Origin of the sequence: Neomelitea salexigens DSM 19753, assembly GCF_000422345.1 — a bacterium.
GTDB classification, from domain to species: domain Bacteria; phylum Pseudomonadota; class Gammaproteobacteria; order Pseudomonadales; family Spongiibacteraceae; genus Spongiibacter; species Spongiibacter marinus_A.
Window position 1 is genome coordinate 46,710 of the sequence record NZ_AULP01000001.1, and the last position, 16,538, is coordinate 63,247.

The 16,538-nt window shown below is 54.5% G+C and carries 11 protein-coding genes; 3 read left to right on the forward strand and 8 right to left on the reverse strand.

Annotated elements, in window-relative coordinates; genetic code table 11:
• Positions 1-816: 816 nt before the first annotated feature.
• Positions 817-3,192 (reverse strand): phosphoenolpyruvate synthase, encoded by a 2,376-nt coding sequence (gene ppsA / locus H573_RS0100225; RefSeq protein ID WP_027872516.1) that lies wholly within the window; start codon positions 3,190-3,192, stop codon positions 817-819.
• Between the two features lie 130 nt (positions 3,193-3,322).
• Here ppsA and ppsR point away from each other — a divergent pair, with 130 nt between their 5' ends.
• Together ppsR and H573_RS0100235 are read left to right on the forward strand one after the other, a co-directional pair.
• A complete protein-coding gene (ppsR, locus tag H573_RS0100230) occupies positions 3,323-4,141 on the forward strand; it encodes a posphoenolpyruvate synthetase regulatory kinase/phosphorylase PpsR (protein ID WP_027872517.1) in 819 nt (272 codons plus the stop codon).
• A gap of 15 nt (positions 4,142-4,156) precedes the next feature.
• Positions 4,157-5,314: a patatin-like phospholipase family protein gene (locus H573_RS0100235; RefSeq protein ID WP_027872518.1), complete on the forward strand. Its 1,158-nt coding sequence runs from the start codon at positions 4,157-4,159 to the stop codon at positions 5,312-5,314.
• 3 nt (positions 5,315-5,317) lie between these two features.
• On the opposite strand, the gene H573_RS0100240 is transcribed toward H573_RS0100235, so the two are convergent.
• The 6 genes from H573_RS0100240 to H573_RS0100265 form a co-directional block, all read right to left on the reverse strand.
• The gene (locus H573_RS0100240) at positions 5,318-5,776 is read right to left on the reverse strand and encodes a YiiD C-terminal domain-containing protein (RefSeq protein WP_027872519.1); all 459 of its coding nucleotides are present in this window, start codon (positions 5,774-5,776) and stop codon (positions 5,318-5,320) included.
• 2 nt (positions 5,777-5,778) lie between these two features.
• The gene (gene meaB, locus H573_RS0100245; protein ID WP_027872520.1) at positions 5,779-6,747 is read right to left on the reverse strand and encodes a methylmalonyl Co-A mutase-associated GTPase MeaB; all 969 of its coding nucleotides are present in this window, start codon (positions 6,745-6,747) and stop codon (positions 5,779-5,781) included.
• Between the two features lie 82 nt (positions 6,748-6,829).
• Positions 6,830-8,989: a methylmalonyl-CoA mutase gene (gene scpA, locus H573_RS0100250; RefSeq protein ID WP_027872521.1), complete on the reverse strand. Its 2,160-nt coding sequence runs from the start codon at positions 8,987-8,989 to the stop codon at positions 6,830-6,832.
• 66 nt (positions 8,990-9,055) lie between these two features.
• Entirely contained in the window at positions 9,056-9,466 is a 411-nt protein-coding gene (gene mce / locus H573_RS0100255) for a methylmalonyl-CoA epimerase (protein WP_027872522.1), read from the reverse strand.
• A 76-nt stretch (positions 9,467-9,542) separates the two neighbouring features.
• Entirely contained in the window at positions 9,543-12,383 is a 2,841-nt protein-coding gene (locus H573_RS0100260) for an ATP-binding protein (RefSeq protein ID WP_027872523.1), read from the reverse strand.
• A gap of 52 nt (positions 12,384-12,435) precedes the next feature.
• Entirely contained in the window at positions 12,436-14,169 is a 1,734-nt protein-coding gene (locus H573_RS0100265) for an acyl-CoA carboxylase subunit beta (RefSeq protein ID WP_027872524.1), read from the reverse strand.
• A gap of 334 nt (positions 14,170-14,503) precedes the next feature.
• On the opposite strand from H573_RS0100265, the gene pabB reads away from it, so the two are divergent.
• Positions 14,504-15,838, forward strand: coding sequence for an aminodeoxychorismate synthase component I (gene pabB, locus H573_RS0100270; RefSeq protein WP_027872525.1), 1,335 nt, complete (start codon positions 14,504-14,506; stop codon positions 15,836-15,838).
• 6 nt (positions 15,839-15,844) lie between these two features.
• Here pabB and thrH read toward each other — a convergent pair whose 3' ends face one another.
• Complete coding sequence (gene thrH / locus H573_RS0100275; RefSeq protein ID WP_027872526.1) at positions 15,845-16,462, reverse strand: bifunctional phosphoserine phosphatase/homoserine phosphotransferase ThrH; 618 nt, start codon at positions 16,460-16,462, stop codon at positions 15,845-15,847.
• Positions 16,463-16,538 lie beyond the last annotated feature (76 nt).

The following is a 16,538-nucleotide window of genomic DNA, read 5'->3' on the forward strand; positions in this document are numbered from 1 at the left end:
CGTTTTTGGACGGAAAAACCCTAGTACCCCTAGTAGTGAAATTTGTTTCGGCGTACAACGACACTTGGAGAGAGTGTAGTAACCTATCTGGCTTATAAAAACAGAACCAATTTTAATCAAGACTTTGAAATGACGACCCCCAAGCTTGATGGCCTACCGCGATCAACTCGAGTTATTCGCATCGTTCTCAACACAGGCATAATTGGATTTGCGCATCGGCTGAATAGAGTGCTTTCCATCCGGCTTTTCAGCTCTAAAAATCTAAGGAAGTGAACACCCCAACTCAGGTCGAAAAGGTCTAATTCATGATTTGTATTGCGCATATGCCTGTAAAAACACGCCGTTTTTGCAAGTCCCTTCTCGTACTATTGCTGATAATTTCTATTATCGGCTGTAGTTCAACGAACGTTTATAGTCCCAGGCAGAAAGGTGGCCCACATCTAGAGCCTGGAAGTGAGTATTACGTAGTATTTTCCAGCGGTTTCTCCGAAAAGAGCCGTATATCTGTTGTAACAGAAGAAGGCTTTTACGACACTGAGAACCACTATCATAAATTTTCTGAAATACAAGAGATAAAGAGTAAAGCTGGCGGGAAGAGGCATACAGCTGCTGTGGTACTGGGCAGCATCGTCCTCTTTTTACTAGTGGGTTCACTCGCCGTAAGAGATACAATTGAGTCAGGCTTTGACTGAAATATAATCAGCAGAACAAACCAACGCTGGGCGAGTAGCCTCACGAACGATTTTGGTTCATTCCGCTGACCAGACGTGTAGCTAAATACTAGCCTACACCGACCCGAATATTCTCGAAAATGAGTTATTGCTCGGTTAATTTATCGGCCAAGAACAGCCAGGTCTCCAGTACCGAATCCGGGTTCAGTGACACGCTGTCGATGCCCTGCTCCATCAGCCACTGCGCGAAGTCCGGGTGATCTGAGGGGCCCTGTCCACAAATTCCGATGTACTTGCCCTGCTCCTTACACGCCCGAATCGCATTGGAGAGTAGTACCTTAACGGCCTCGTTGCGCTCATCAAACAGGTGGGCGATCAAGCCGGAGTCGCGATCCAGACCAAGTGTCAGCTGAGTGAGGTCGTTTGAACCAATTGAGAAGCCATCAAAGTGCTCGAGGAATTGCTCCGCCAACAAGGCATTGGCAGGTAGCTCACACATCATGATGACCTTCAGGCCGTTTTCACCGCGCTTTAAGCCATTTTCGGCCAGTAGCTCTACCACTTGTTTCGCTTCGCCTACGGTGCGTACAAAGGGCACCATAATCTCAACATTTTGCAGGTCCATCTCTTCACGCACTTTCTTCAGCGCGCGGCACTCCAGCTCAAAGCACTCGCGGAACGAGTCAGAGATATAGCGTGAGGCACCTCGGAAACCCAGCATGGGGTTTTCTTCTGAGGGCTCGTAAAGGCTGCCGCCAATCAAGTGTGCGTACTCATTTGATTTAAAGTCGGACATCCGCACAATTACCCGCTCCGGGTAAAACGCGCTGGCAATGCTAGAGATACCCTCGACCAGCTTCTCGACATAAAACTCTACAGGGTCGGCGTAGCCAGCCACACGACGCTTCACCGCTTGCTGAACATCGCGCGGCAAAGTGTCGTAGTTGATCAGTGCTTTGGGGTGCACACCGATCATGCGGTTAATGATAAATTCCAAACGCGCCAAGCCCACACCGGCGTTGGGGTATGCCTGAAAATCAAACGCGCGATCGGGGTTGCCCACGTTCATCATAATTTTAAAGGGCAGCTCGGGCATGGCATCGAGCTTGTTACGGCTGATATCGAAGTCGAGCTGACCGGCGTAAACCATGCCCGTATCACCTTCCGCGCAGGACACGGTGACGTCCTGACCTGAGCTCAAACGCTCAGTGGCATCACCACAGCCAACGACCGCAGGAATACCCAGTTCGCGGGCGATGATAGCCGCGTGGCAGGTACGGCCGCCACGGTTGGTAATGATGGCGGCTGCGCGCTTCATTACCGGCTCCCAGTCTGGGTCGGTCATATCAGTAACCAAGACATCGCCCTGTTGTACTTGATCCATTTCCGCCAGGTTGTCGATCACCCGCACAGGGCCCGCGCCAATGCGCTGACCAATAGAGCGGCCCTCGCAAAGCACTTCGCCTTTTTCTTTCAGCAGGTAGCGCTCCATCATATTGGCCGACTCGCGGCTTTTTACCGTCTCCGGGCGAGCCTGAACGATGTAGAGCTTGCCGTCGTCGCCGTCGCGCGCCCACTCAATATCCATGGGTCGGCCGTAGTGTTTTTCAATAATCAGCGCCTGACGGGCCAGCGACATGACTTCTTCGTCGGTGATGCAGAACTGGCTGCGATCGGCTTCGGGAACATCAACGGTTTCTACCGATTTGCCGGCCGATGCTTCACTGCCGTAGACCATTTTGATCAGCTTGCTACCCAGGTTGCGGCGCAGCACGGCGTGGCGGTCTTTTTCCAGCGTGGCCTTGTGAACGTAAAATTCGTCAGGGTTAACAGCGCCCTGAACCACGGTTTCACCCAGGCCGTAGCTGGCAGTAATGAAGACCACACCGTCAAAGCCAGACTCGGTATCCATGCTGAACATAACGCCTGCGGCACCGGTTTCTGAGCGCACCATGCGCTGAATACCGGCAGACAAGGCAACATCGGCGTGTTCAAACCCCTTGTGAACGCGGTAGGCAATAGCGCGATCGTTGTACAGTGAGGCAAAGACCTCCTTGATCGCGATCATAATGTTGTCGAGGCCGTTGATGTTCAGGAAGGTTTCCTGTTGGCCGGCAAATGAGGCGTCGGGCAAATCTTCTGCTGTGGCCGAGGAGCGCACTGCACAGGCCATTGCGGGGTTGCCGTCGATCATTTTAGCGTAGGCTTCGCTGATCGCGTCATTCAATGGCGCGGGAAATGGCGTATCAACGATGGCTTGGCGAATCTCCTTGCCTACCTTGGCAAGGGTTTTTACATCGTCGATATCCAGACCTTTGAGCATGTCCTGAATACGTTGGTTCAGGCCACTTTGGTCGAGGAAGTCGCGGTAGGCTTGCGCCGTGGTGGCAAAGCCATCGGGTACCGATACACCGGCATTAGACAATTGACTGATCATCTCACCGAGAGAGGCGTTTTTGCCCCCAACAACTTCGACATCGTTCATTCCCAGATCCCTGAACCAGATAACGTATTCAGCCATGCGGTGTATCTCCTTTTGCTATGCTTGATGCATAGTGCAATAAGCGTAAAAAAATGCGACGCGAGCATACTAAAACAGCTATTCTGGAAATTCCCGTCGAAAACAACGCAGCATTCGGTAAAAAAACTACATGATGAGAACCGTTTTTTATATTTCTGACAGTACAGGCATCACCGCAGAAACCTTGGGCAGCAGCCTGCTCTCCCAATTTGAACAGTTAAAATTTGACCACGTTGTCGTGCCCTATGTAGACACCGTGGAGAAAGCGCGCGCCGCCGTCGATAAAATCAATCAGGTCGCCGAGGCCACGGGGCGCCAGCCGATTATCTTTGACACCTTGGTCAACCAAGAGATTCGCGCCGTAATTGCCACCAGCAATGGTTTTATCATCGACGTGCTCGACACCTTCCTCAACCAGCTGGAAAGCGCCCTTGGGGAGAAACCCTCCAGCACGGTTGGCCGCGTCAAAAACGCCGACCGCGACGCCCAGTACAAACATCGCATCGACGCTGTTAACTTCGCACTGGACAACGACGACGGTGCAAGAATCAACCGCTACGACCAAGCCCAAGTGATATTGATCGGCGTTTCCCGCAGTGGCAAAACCCCAACCTGCCTTTACTTGGCGATGCAGGGCGGTATTTTCGTCGCCAATTACCCGCTCACCGAAGAAGACCTGGAAGAACGCAGGCTGCCAAAACCGCTCGCCGCTTATCGCGACCGGCTCTTTGGTTTGACCATAGAACCGCAGCGACTTGCCGCAATTCGCAGCGAACGCCGTCCCGACAGCCCCTACGCCAGCCTGCGCCGCTGCGAGGATGAGGTGCGCGACGCCGAGGCGCTCTTTAGCCGCTTTGGCATTCCCTACTTGGATACAACGCATGCCTCCGTCGAGGAAATTGCTACGCGCGTGCTGGTTGAAACCGGCCTGCGCGGTCAGCGGTCATAGCCGGGAAGTCTCGCGATGTCTTGTCCTGACGCCAGCGCCAGTCACGCCAACACCGGGCTGATTCTACCCGGCGGTGGCGCTCGTGCGGCCTACCAGGTTGGCGTGCTAAAAGCCATTGCATCGCTGCACGGCAAGCGGCACAGCAACCCCTTCCCTATCCTGGCAGGAACCTCGGCCGGCGCGATCAATGCCACCTCCCTTGCGGCGGGCGCACACCACTTTACCGGCACCGTGGAAACCCTGGAAATCATGTGGAAGCAGCTTTCCACGGACCGGATTTATCGCGCCGATTTAATGGGGGTTCTTCGCAATGCCCTGCGACTGGCCGGCTCCCTGTTTAACTCGGGCATTGCCGTCGGTCGACCGGTGGCACTGCTGGACAACAGCCCACTGCGCGAACTGCTAGAAGAGCGAATCCGCTTCGAGTCGATCGGCATGAACATCCGCAACGGTGACTTGGACGCACTCTCGCTCACGGCGATGAACTACAGCCTCGGCTTGTCGGAGACCTTCTTTCAGGGCGGGCCGCAGCATGCTGGCTGGCAGCGCTGGCGGCGACAGGGGCTGGCGACACCTATCCAGCTGCAACACCTGATGGCGTCCACAGCCATCCCGACGATCTTTCCACCCGCCAAGGTAGGCCGTTATTTCTACGGCGACGGCGCGCTGCGCCAATTGACCCCGATCAGCCCCGCCATCCATTTGGGTGCAAACCGGGTATTGGTGATTCCCGCCAACGGGCATAAACGGGTTTATCACCACACCCCAAAACCTATTCAGTCTCCGGCGTTCGGACAGATTATTGGTCAGTTACTTAACAGCGCCTTTATCGACAGCATCGAAACCGATATTGAGCGTCTGGAAAGAATCAACGAATTATTGGCGCTGATACCACGGGAAAATATGCAAATGATGGGGCGTGAGCTACTGCCGGTTGAGTGCCTGGTAATCAGCCCGAGCGAAGATATTGACGCCATTGCCGACGAGCATGTGAAAGAACTACCACGCAGTTTGCGTGCTTTCCTGGGGCGCACCGGCAGTAGCCGCGGAGGTAGTGTGAGTATTGCCAGCTACCTGTTATTTACCGAGGAATATTGCGCCAAGCTGATCGATCTAGGCTACCGTGACGGGCTTGCTCAGCGCGATGACATCAGCGCTTTTCTCTACCAATAAAAGCTACTGTTTTAGGCCGACGATCGCGTACAAGCCCTTAAAGCGCGCCGCGACTTCGCCGTTGACAATCACCTCTGAGCACAGCTCGATCTTGGCGCGACCGCGCTCCTCAAAGCGAGTAAAAAATCCCTGCCAATCGGCGTCCTCTGCGGGCAGCGAGCGCGCAACAATATCGCTGGGCACCGGCAGTAAGTATTCGATCTCCGCTTTGGCCACCACAATATCCGGGTCGAGGCCGCGCTCAACACAATGTAGATACACGCTACCCCAGCAAGCCATCACTGCCACCACATAGATGCTGCCACCAAAGGCGGTTTGCTTATCGTTAATACTCGGCCCCAGCGGGGCGGTCAGCGTTAATGCGCCATCGGAATAGTCGCTAACAGAAAGCCGCATATGGCGCGCCGTGGGTAAGTGTTCGGCGATAAATTCACTCAGGCGGTGAGCGATAGGCTGCGACATGATTACGCGTCCTCAAACAGCAGGTTTATTAGTTTTTGCGCCGCTAAAAATGGCGTGGTCTGTCCGTCGGTCACCTTTCTATTCAGTTCCGGCAGCAGCGCTTTAACAGACGGGTTTTCCTTGAGCTTAATATCCAGCATCTCGTGCAACAGTTTGTTCATCCACTCCTTGGCCTGGCGGGCACGCTTGTCGGCAAGCGCTCCGTTTTTTGTGGCGTCGACCTGGAAGTCGCTGATCATGCCCCACACCGCTTCGATATTCTCGTTCTTGATCGCCGAGCAGGTCATTACCTGTGGCGTCCAGAAGCTGCTGTGACGGAGCAAATGCAGCGCACTTTGGTAATGACGGCGGGTTTGCGTTGCGAGGTTAATACTCTCTCCGTCGGCCTTGTTAATCACCAATGCATCGGCCAGCTCCATAATGCCTTTTTTGATGCCCTGCAGTTCATCACCGGCATTGGGCAGCATAAGCACCATAAAAAAGTCGACCATACTGGCCACTTCGTATTCCGACTGTCCGACACCCACGGTTTCGACCAAAATAACGTCGTAGCCAGCCGCCTCGCACAGCAACATGGTTTCGCGGGTTTTTAGCGCTACGCCACCCAGTGAGCCCTCGGAAGGCGACGGTCGAATGAAAGCGTCGCTGCTGCGCGACAACATTTCCATGCGGGTTTTATCACCCAGAATTGAGCCGCCCGCAATGGGCGAGCTCGGGTCGACCGCCAATACCGCGACACGCTTGCCCTGGCTGACCAAATACAGGCCGAACGCCTCGATGAACGTGGACTTGCCGACGCCGGGAATGCCGGTGATACCGATACGAATGCTGTTGCCGGTTTGCGGCAGCACCGCCTCTAAGAGCTCCTGCGCCTGCGCGCGGTGCTCGACTTTTTTGCTCTCTACCAAGGTGATGGCTTTGGCCAGTGCGCGTGAATTGCCCTTGGTTAACGCTTCTATATCAATAGTCATAATCCCTGCCAATATAAAAACGGGAGGCCGGACCATCAGCAACGCTGAGCTCCGCCTCCCGCCTGCCGTTCTCTATGCGTGATTAGCCTTTGTAGGCCTCATTGATCGCATCGAGTACATCACGTGCCGCCAAGGGAATCTTGGTACCGGGACCAAAAATACCTTTTACGCCAGCGTTATACAGGAAGTCGTAGTCAGGACGGGGAATAACGCCACCGGCGACAACAATAATGTCATCGGCGCCCGCCTTTTTCAGCTCGTCAATTAACTGGGGAACCAGCGTTTTGTGGCCGGCAGCCTGGGAAGAAACACCGACCACGTGCACGTCGTTTTCGACGGCCTGCTTAGCTACTTCTTCAGGTGTTGAGAACATCGGCGAAAGGTCGATATCAAACCCGACATCAGCAAAGGCCGTGGCGATCACTTTCGCGCCGCGGTCGTGACCATCCTGACCCATTTTGCAGACAAGCATACGTGGGCGACGACCGTGTTTTTCAACAAACTGCTCGATGTCGCTGCTGATACCCTGCCAGTTCTCGTCGTCCTGATAGGCACTACCGTAGACACCTGAAACCGTTTGCGCCTGAGCATTAAAGCGACCGAATTCACGTTCCATAGCAAAGCTGATCTCCCCAACTGTTGCACGCAGACGCGTTGCCTTCACGGCCAGATCCAGCAGGTTGCCTTCGCCGCTGCAGGCACATTGATAGATGGCTTCCAGCGCATCTTCAACGGCTTTTTCATCGCGCTCAGCGCGAATACGAGCCAATGCATCGACCTGCGATTGGCGCACTTTTTCATTGTCGATGTCCAGTACCTCAACATCGTCTTCTTCAGACAAGGTGTACTTGTTCACCCCGACAATCACGTCTTCACCGCGGTCAATGCGCGCCTGTTTCTTCGCCGCCGACTCTTCGATGCGCAACTTCGGCATGCCGGTTTCAATGGCCTTGGCCATACCGCCCTTTTCTTCAACTTCTGCAATCAGTTGGCGAGCGCGGTCGGCAATATCTTTGGTCAGCGACTCCATCATGTACGAGCCACCCCAGGGATCGGCCACCTTGGTGATGCCAGTTTCTTCCTGGATGATCAGCTGAGTATTGCGCGCGATGCGTGATGAGAATTGCGTCGGCAAGGCGATCGCTTCATCCAGTGCATTGGTGTGCAACGATTGTGTGCCACCGAATACTGCCGCCATCGCTTCGATGGTGGTGCGAACGATGTTGTTGTACGGATCCTGCTCGGTGAGCGACCAGCCCGAGGTCTGGCTGTGCGTTCTGAGCATCTTAGAGCGCGGGTTCTTCGGCTCGAATTCAGAGACGATTTCTGCCCATAGCAGACGCGCGGCACGCATTTTGGCAATTTCCATGTAGAAATTCATGCCAATGCCCCAGAAGAAGGACAGGCGGCCGGCAAACTTATCGATGTCCAGGCCAGCGGCGATCGCGGTGCGGATGTACTCTTTACCATCTGCCAGGGTGTAGGCCAGCTCCAGCGCGGCATCAGCACCGGCTTCCTGGATATGGTAGCCAGAAATGGAGATGGTATTAAACTTCGGCATGTTTTCCGAAGCATAGGCAATAATATCGCCGATGATCTTCATTGAGGGCGCGGGCGGGTAAATATAGGTGTTGCGCACCATGAACTCTTTCAGAATGTCGTTCTGAATGGTGCCTGACAACATATCCTGACCAACGCCCTGCTCTTCGGCCGCCACAATGTAGCCCGCCAGCACGGGTAGTACCGCACCGTTCATCGTCATCGATACAGAGACTTTGTCCAGTGGAATACCGTCGAACAGCACTTTCATGTCTTCGACAGAATCGATTGCAACACCGGCTTTACCTACGTCGCCGGTCACACGGGGGTGATCCGAGTCGTAACCGCGGTGGGTAGCCAGGTCAAAGGCGACAGATACGCCCTGACCGCCGGCTGCCAGTGCTTTGCGGTAGAAAGCGTTAGATTCTTCAGCCGTTGAAAAGCCCGCATACTGACGTATTGTCCAGGGACGGCCGGCGTACATGGTTGGCTGTGGCCCGCGGATAAAGGGCTCAACGCCTGGGAAGGTATTGGTATACGGCAGATCAGCAGTATCTTCTGCAGTGTACAGCGGTTTTACATCAATACCCTCTGGGGTATTCCAAACCAAGTCATCCAATGACTTGTTGCTGCGTTCAAGCGATTTATTGGCAATGTTCTGCCATTCGTCCAACGAAATCTCTGGGGCTTTGTAATCGGCCATATACGAGTACCTGTCGTGTGTCAGTGCCACGCTGCTTCTGTGAGTAGCTATGGCGACTAGGAGTGATTAGTGGTCGGCAGCGGGCTGATTGATTTCAATCAGGACGCCGTCGCAAGACTTGGGGTGGATAAAGATAACTTGGCAGCCATGCGCACCGGGTGACGGCGCATCTGACAAAAACTGGTAGCCCTTCTCTTTCAAACGCGCGACATCGGCCTCGATGTCATCGCTGCGAAAGCACAGGTGGTGGATGCCGCCTGGCTTTTTCTCCAGGTACTTGGCGATAGGGCCTTCACCATTAAGCGGGTGAACGAGCTCAATACTGGTTGGGGGAAGTGGGAAAAACGCCGTCGAGGTCTTCGCGCTTTCAACATCTTCAGTGCCTTCAAAAGGCAAACCAAAGTCTTCCATGAAACGTTTGATGGCCTTTTCCAAATCCGGCACAGCGATGGCGATATGGTCTAGTGCAGTGATCATAAATACTCCGAATACGTCAGGGCAAACCGGCGCGGGGCTTAGCTGCCCCACACCGGTCGCCGTCGATTAGACGAGCTTAAGCAATGTGTTTAAGAAAACCATCGGTCGCAGCGCGACGCTCGGCAGCAATCTGCTCAGGGGTTACCACTTCGATCTTCTCGTCGGGGTTCACTTTGAACAGGGGTTGCCCCTTCTTAATAATCACACCATCGCCGTCGATCAACACCTTCTCGATGGTACCCGAGAACGGTGCAACGACTTTGTTGAACATTTTCATTACTTCAACAATGTAGAGCGTGTCGCCGGCTTCGAAGTGATCACCTTCGTTGACGAATACGTCCATACCCGGCGCTTCGCGCGGGTAGAACATGCCGCCGCTGGCAGCGAGGATTTCGTCTGACTTGGCCACCGGCGGTGGTACCAGCACCTTCGCCATGCGCTTTTGCAGTGCGTCATCGGTGAGACGCTCGGGAATATCAATGCTCAAGTCCGGCTGTACTGCCAAGTCAAAGAACCCGGTGGTTGAGGCAATGTGCGCAAGAATGGCTAATAGCTCCGTTCCCGCCATGTAACCGGCGTGAGCGCTGCGTACTGATGCCCATTCTTCGCTGCTAATACCCTGTGGCGCATCACCCGCGATAGCTTGCTCAATGGCGGTGAAGTCCTGTGTCGCCAACTTCTCTTCCAAGGCCTTGTAGAAGCTAACAGCGTCACTGAGGATCTCTGCATCGTGATCCCAGATCATGTAACGCGCGGGCTTGCCCGTTTCATAATCCATGTTCAAGTAGTGATACAGACGATCGAGCAGAAGAATTGGGTTTTCCAGCCACTGCACGCCGTTGTCGGTCATTTGCAGCGCTTTCTTGTTGATGCTCAGCCAGCCCGACATGTAGTGAGGCTCTGCGAACAGGCGCTCCAGCGGGCGTGTAAACAGCAGCTTTTTGGCATCGAGCACAGCCGCCCACTCCGCGGCCTGATCGCTGTTCTCGTCCAGATAACGCTGGCGAATTTCACCGTAGGCGTAATCCAGGTCGAGCTGATTCGCTTGCTCCTTGAGCAAACCAACCAGGGTCAGATACGGCACGATGAACCGGGTGCTTGGGCGAGCATTGATGCCGTTGCCGATAAACCAATGCACCAAGCCGTAGTGGAACTCCAGGTTGGTCGCCAGATCCTTGCCGCGCAGCTCAGTGCGACGCAGAATCTCCGCCAGGCGCTGGTAGCTGTCCATCCGGGTTTCACCGGTGGTGAGCAGCAGTGCAATGTTTGAGTCGTACGCACCAGCGAGGTGGTACTTCATAAACACGTCGGTATCCGGGTTGTGGGTGGAAATACCCTGGTCATCGCGAATCTCACCGGGAATCGCGTTTGACCAGTTTTCGATAATGCCGCCCGCGTGGGGTTGAAGCGCTTGGTTGGTCGCGTTCATACGCGCTTCCACCGAGGTTTTTTCACGCACAATGCGCTCTGGCTTGGGCAGGCGCTTACCGTGACGGGCCAACAGCGCCATCACTTCGACCAAGCTTTCAACAATGAAGAAGTCGCTGGGGTCGTCCGGGTTGGTGAACTTAAGCTTGTAGCACAGCTCAGTAACACGGTGCTCAACCTGAATACGCGTATTCATCTCCATGAAATAGTGCGCTTCACCGTCGACGATACACTCAAAGGTGCCGACAGAGTCGAGTTTTACCGCTTGGCCGAAGATGGCGCCCTCTTCTTCCATTTTTTGAAGAATGACCAGATCTTTCTTCAGTTGAGCCAGCTCGCCCTCTTTGCCCTCGGCTTCAGCGACGGCGATGGCGGCAACCAGCTCTTCCTCGGTCACCGACACCTCGAGCAACTTTTGCTCGTGCATCTGCAATGAGCAGTCGCGACCACCCATCGTCATGCACCACTCACCGTTACCCACCACCTGGATTTCCTGGTGGCGAGTGGTATCGATGTTCATTTCAATCAATACGTTTTTGTTGTCGCCAACACCGTTGGTTTTCAGCTCAATCAAGCACTCGAGCACCAATGAGGGGACATTTTCAGCCGCTTTTTCAACCTTTTCTTCGAGGCTGGCGCCTTCGTAAGAATTGGCCGATTGCAGGATACGCTGACCTTTACCACCGCCACCGGCAATGGCTTTCAGGCGGAAGCGGTTGTTGGGCTTTTCAGCCAACATGCGCTTGGCTTCAACCTGCAGGGCTGCGCCGATGTCGGCGGCATCGATAATATCGATACCCGCTTCATAGGACGCCGCGAGCAACGCCAGGGCTTTTTCTTCATCGTCTTTGCAGCTAGCGAAGTCGACATTGAGATTATTGTCTTTTGCGCAGGCTTCGAGGCCATCTTTGCCGTATTTGGCAAACAGCGCCAGACTAGTGGCGTTATTCACACCCGGCGTAACCGATACACCAGTCTCCAGCGCGGTGCGCTTAGCCTGGTCCTTCATACCCGCCGATTTCTGCGTGAATGAACAAGGGCCAATGAAGTTCAGGCCGGCCTTCTCCATCGCTTCGACCATGTCGGCATCTTCCGACATAAAGCCATAGCCCGCGAAGATGGCGTTGTAGCCATTGTCGTGGGCAATGCGAATGATCTGCTGGATGCGCTTGTTGCGTTCTTCTTTGGTGGCACCGGTGTAATCCGGCACACGGTGCACACGATCGGGGTCGGTCAGTGTGCGCAGTTCTGGCGCCAGGGCATTGGTATAGGTGATCGAGTCTTTCTCGGACAGCAAAATGCCGTAGCCGTTAATGCCCATTTCGTCGAAAACATCCATCGCTTCTTTACGGATGGGGCCGCGACAAATAATCAATGGTTTCAAGTCTTTACAAGAAAAACTTCTCACCCATTCTGAGTTAGATTTAGCCAGCTGACGGTCTTTGTGGATCAGCGGGTTGTTCAGGTAGTAATTATTGCTTGTCTGCACGTTGATAACCTCTTAAGCGAATCGTCTAGTAGTTGTTGTCGAGCAAGGCTGCTTAGTGGAACTCGCGCTGAGGGCCGGACATCGGCTCAGGCGTGTACGCTTTCAAGTGCAGCTCCAATTGCTCGCCCAGGACTTTTCGCAGGTCCGCAGGCATGACGATCTGGGAAATCGATCCCAGGCTCAGTGCTTCGTTGGGGTTCATCAGTTCTTTTTCGTAGCGTTGGGTTAACAGCGCTTCTTCTTGCTTTTGCCACTCGGCAACTGCCGCTTCAGCTCGGCTGCGCGCCTCGCCCTCGGCCATGCCAGCGGCAATATTCTGCTGGGTTGCCTCGGCGATGCGAGACTTGATTGAACCACGGATTTTGCGCACTTCATCCTTATAAACGTACTCAACCCCGGCAGGCCCCATTACGGCCAGGCGAGTGGTTGGCAACGCGCAGACGAAATCCGCACCCGTTGGATAGTTGTTGAAGGAGGCGTATGCGCCGCCGAAGGCGTTGCGCACAATCATCAGGAAGCGCGGTGTGCGCAGGTCGATAATCGCGTCGAGCATGGCGCGTCCGGCTTGAACAATACCACCCGTTTCCTGGTCGCGACCGGGCAGGAAGCCGGTGGTGTCTTCCATAAAGATCACCGGAATGTTGTAGACATTACAGAAGCGGATGAAACGCGCGTTTTTGTAGGCGGCGTCTATATCGATCTGACCCGATGACACGGCTGAGTTGTTGGCGACAAAGCCGACAACATTCCCGCCGATACGGCCGAGCGCACAAATGGTGTTACGAGCGCGCTCTGGCTGAATTTCAAAATAGTCGCCGTGATCGCACATCTGTTGAATGATAATGCTGATATCAAAGGGCGTGTTGAAACCGGTTGGGCTGTTAAAGGCCTTCTTCAGCAGCAGGTCGATATCCCAGGTTTTGCGATTCAGTGGGTCAGACGTTGGCTGGAAGGGAGGCTTAGACGATGCGTTGTCTGGCAGGTAGTTCAGCAGCTCTTTAACTTTGCGCAGCGCTGCAACTTCATCGGGCACAACAAAGTCTGTAACGCCAGACTGGCTGTGAACACTGGGGCCACCGAGTTCATCGGCGGTTACGTCTTCACCCAGTACCGACTTAACAACACCTGGGCCAGTCAGGCCAAAGAAGGTGTCGTTGGGCTGAATAACAAATGAGCCCTGACGCGGCAGATAAGCACCGCCACCGGCGTTATAGCCGAACATGCACATAATCGAAGGCACCACACCGTTGATCTTACGCAGTGCCGTAAAGGCCTCGGCATAACCGTCAAGGCCGCCGACACCCGCGGGAATGTACGCCCCCGCAGAGTCGTTCATGCCGACCAGGGGAATACCCAGTTTACCGGCTAGCTGGAAAAGATTGGCCAGCTTGGTGCCGTTGGTGGCATCCATGGAACCCGCGCGAACGGTGAAGTCGTGGCCGTACATCGCGACATCGCGACCGTTAACCTTAACAATGGCGGTTACCAGTGAGGCTCCATCGAGGTTTTTACCCCAGTTTTGGTAGAGCACCTTTGGCTCACTGCCATCGTCCGCAAGCACCTGGATACGTTCCCAGATAGTCATGCGTTTCTTTTCGTGTTGCTTTTGAACGCCTTTAATTCCCGCAGCCTTCATTGGGCGCTGCTGCAAGTCGTAACCTGCTTGAAGCGCAGCTTCATAGAGGCCCGGATCGTAGTCAATTTGACCGGGCACAGTGAATTCCAGCTCGGATTTCTGCGCGAATGGATTATTCAGCGAGGGAGTCAATTGCTCTTTTTTACTCATGCCTGTCAGTCCCAGATGCAATATTGTTTTGTTTCCGCACCCGCATACAGGCTGAAGTAATCCACAGCCACTGAATTTCAGGCTGCCTAGATTCCTGCCAACTGGCATGTGAGCGACGGATGATTGAGAACGTGCCGTTCTAGGTGTCATTCCAACGACGGCTTATTTGATTCTCAAAGCGGCGGCTAACATTACTTTAGGGCGGTGGCGCTGTCAATCTGATATGGGTGACCATACCGATCACTATCGGTGACAAAATGCTAGATTTTTCATAGGCCTAGCACGTACAATCGGTCTTTGCCAACCCGCTTTCAAGAGCACTATCGCCGCAGCAATGCCCAACCTCCAACGCCGTCCTTTAGCCTATTTTGCAGACAGCAGCCGCTACTTCGAGGCTGTGGCGTCGGCGCCGAATCCAGTGTTTATCGATTCGGGAAAGCCCCATAGCGACCGCGGCCGCTACAGCATCATTAGTGCCGATCCCACCACTATAATCAGCATTGCGCCACGTGATAACACGACTATCGGTGTATTGCTTTCACAGGCGGAGGCCGCTATAGAGCAAGCCGTTGCCGGCATGCACAGCGCCGACGATTTGCCCTTCTGCGGCGGGGCGATTGGCTGTATCAACTATGAGCTTGGCGAGGCCAGGGATATACACCTCTCCCCCTCAGCTGAACTGCCGCTGCTGCACGTTGGCATTTACGACTGGGCAATTATTGTCGACCACCACACGCAGTGCGCAGAGCTGGTGTTACAGCCTGACTGCCAAAGCAAGATAGCGCGCCAGCTGTCGTCATCGGCCCTCGAGCACGCCGTCAACGACGCCACATTTATGCTAACTGCGCCATTTCATAGCCATCTGGACTGGCCGGACTACGCTCGCTGCTTCGAGGCGATTCAGCGCTATATCCTCGACGGTGATTGCTACCAGATCAATCTCACTCGCCAGTTTAGCGCGCCCTACTCAGGCTCCCCGTGGCAGGCGTATAAACGCATGAGAAAGGTCGCCGCAGCGCCCTTCTCCGCCTATCTCGATTTAGGGGAATGCCAGCTGTTATCCCTTTCCCCCGAGCGTTTTATTGAAATCGATAAGGGCAGCATGCTAACCCAGCCCATCAAAGGGACCGCGCCACGATCCCCTGACCCGGTAACGGACAAGGCGAATGCCGAGGCCCTGGAGGCCAGCGAAAAAAATCGCGCGGAAAATGTGATGATCGTTGACCTGCTACGCAATGATCTGGGTAAAAACAGCACAGCGGGCAGTGTGCAGGTCGAGCGTTTGCTTGAGCTGCAAAGCTTTAACACGGTTCATCACTTGGTAAGCACCATTCGCAGTACGCTAAAACCCGAGATCACCGCGCTTCGGGCGCTATTGGATTGCTTTCCGGGTGGCTCCATCACCGGCGCGCCAAAACGACGGGCGATGGAGATTATCGCCGAGCTTGAACCAAACCGACGATCGCTGTACTGCGGAAGCGTGTTCTATTTGTCGGCAAGTGGGCGGCTGGACAGCTCGATTACCATTCGAAGCTTTGTTTGCCACAACGGGCAGATTCGCGGCTGGGCCGGCGGCGGCATTGTTGCCGATTCTAAGGCAAAGATGGAATTTGTCGAAACGGAAGAGAAGCTCGGCAAGCTCATGGCGGTGCTTGCCGAGCCTGAGTAGCGCTCGTTACAAGCTAAGGTTGCGGTTAGAGGCCTTCAAAAACTCCAACTTCAGCGCTTCATAGTCGTGCACCGCTGGAAATTGAGGGAACTCTTCGATCACATTGCTCGGTGCTTTGAACAAAATACCGGCGTCTGCTTCTGCGAGCATGGTGGTGTCATTGTATGAATCACCAGCAGCGATAATGCGGTAATACAGGGTTTTCAGCGCCAATACCGACTGGCGTTTAGGGTTTACTTGGCGAATTTTATAGTCGACCACCTTTCCGACATTGTCGGTTTCCAGCTTGTGACACAGCAGGGTTGGCCAGCCGAGCTGGGCCATCAATGGCGCAGCAAACTCGTAAAAGGTATCGGAGAGGATCACCACCTGAAAGCGTGCCCGCAGCCAATCCAAAAACTCGCGCGCACCTTCCATCGGCCGCATATCGGCAATCACCGCTTGAATATCGGGCAGGCCAAGGCCGTTTTCGTCTAACAAACGAAGACGTTGCTGCATCAGCACATCGTAGTCGGGAATATCGCGGGTCGTCGCTTTTAGCGCCTCAATACCCGTGCGTTCGGCGAAGTCGATCCAGATTTCCGGAATCAGTACACCTTCCAGGTCCAGGCATGCGATTTCCACGGCGAAAGTCTCCTCAAGTAAAAAAAGGCGGTCAATCTAACGGCTTGCCCCGCTAAAAGCAACGCCTCAGGTCAAC